This is a genomic window from Streptococcus sp. HMSC066F01 (assembly GCF_001837335.1).
GTDB lineage: Bacteria > Bacillota > Bacilli > Lactobacillales > Streptococcaceae > Streptococcus > Streptococcus oralis_S.
Map to the genome: position 1 here is coordinate 1 of NZ_KV832103.1, position 1,896 is coordinate 1,896.

1 protein-coding gene is annotated in these 1,896 nt (G+C 39.6%); it reads left to right on the forward strand.

All coding sequences use genetic code 11. The annotated features are described in order from the left end of the window. Window positions 1-1,896: GbpC/Spa domain-containing protein (locus HMPREF2655_RS03055; RefSeq protein ID WP_306806781.1), on the forward strand; the 1,896-nt coding region annotated here is incomplete at both ends.

Below are 1,896 nucleotides of genomic sequence, written 5' to 3' on the forward strand. Positions count from 1 at the left end.
TTACCAGACGGAATTAGCTCGAGTACAAAAGGCTAATGCTGAAGCTAAAGAAGCCTATGATAAAGCGGTAAAAGAAAATACTTCGAAAAACGAAGCGCTTAAAGCTGAAAATGAAGCTATTAAACAGCGTAATGAAACTGCAAAAGCGAATTATGACGCGGCGATGAAGCAGTATGAAGCGGATCTTGCAGCTATTAAGAAAGCTAAAGAAGATAATGATGCTGATTATCAAGCTAAATTAGTAGCTTATCAGACAGAATTGGCACGTGTTCAAAAGGCTAATGCTGAAGCTAAAGAGGCATATGATAAAGCAGTAAAAGAAAACACAGCTAAAAACAATGCTATCCAAGCTGAAAATGAAGCTATTAAGCAACGAAACGCCACTGCAAAATCGACTTATGAAGCTGCGATGAAGAAATACGAAGCAGATTTGGCGGCAGTTAAGCAAGCAAATGCTACCAACGAAGCAGACTACCAAGCTAAGCTAGCCGAATACCAGACGGAATTAGCTCGCGTTCAAAAAGCTAATGCCGATGCAAAAGCAACTTACGAGAAGGCAGTTGAAGACAACAAGGCAAAAAATGCAGCGCTCCAAGCTGAAAATGACGAAATCAAGCAACGCAATGCCGCCGCAAAAGCTGAATACGAAGTTAAAGTTGCTAAATATGAAGCAGATCTTGCCAAATATAAAAAAGAGTTGGCTGAGTATCCAGCTAAATTAAAGGCTTATGAAGATGAGCAGGCCCAAATTAAGGCAGCGCTTGTAGAACTTGAAAAGAATAAAGATCAAGATGGTTACTTATCTAAGCCATCTGCTCAGAGCTTGGTTTATGATTTAGAACCGAATGCCCAACTTGACCTCAAAACAGAAGGAAAACTTCTCACTGCAGCAGCAGTTGATGAAGCCTTTAAGAAAGACACAGACCAATATGGTAAGAAAAATCTTCAGTTAGACAATCTCAATGTCAAGAACTTGGAGAACGGTGCAACTACTTCTTCAGTGGAATTGTATGGTAATATTGGAGACAAATCAGACTGGACGACCAATGTAGGGAATAAAACAGAGGTTAAATGGGGATCGGTTCTTTTAGAACGTGGACAAAGTGCTACAGCAACTTATACCAACCTTCAAAATTCATACTACAACGGTAAAAAGATTTCGAAGATTGTTTACAAATATACTGTAGATCCTTCTTCTCAATTTAAAAATCCTAGTGGAAAAGTTTGGTTGGGAATCTTTAGTGACCCAACTTTGGGAGTCTTTGCTTCTGCTTACACTGGTGATGTTGAAAAAGGGACTTCAATTTTCATTAAAAATGAATTTACCTTCTATGATGAAAATGACCAACCAATTAATTTCGACAATGCCCTTCTTTCAGTTGCATCTCTAAATAGAGAAAATAATTCTATTGAGATGGCCAAGGATTACACTGGTAACTTTATTAAAATTTCCGGTTCATCTGTTGGAGAAAAAGACGGAAAGATTTATGCCACAGAAACTCTTAACTTTAAACAAGGACAGGGTGGAGCTCGCTGGACAATGTATAAAAATAGCCAGCCTAATTCAGGATGGGATTCATCAGATGCTCCAAACTCTTGGTATGGTGCTGGAGCTATTAGTATGTCTGGCCCTACGAATCATGTTACTGTTGGTGCTATTTCTGCGACCCTAGTAGTTCCTTCTGATCCAGTTATGGCGGTTGATACAGGTAAAAGACCAAACATCTGGTACTCACTTAATGGTAAGATTCGTGCCGTCAACGTTCCGAAAATTACTAAGGAAAAACCAACTCCGCCAGTAGAACCAACTGCACCACAAGCTCCAACTTATGAAGTAGAGAAACCACTGGAACCAGCTCCAGTAGTACCAAACTACGAAAATGAGCCAACACCACC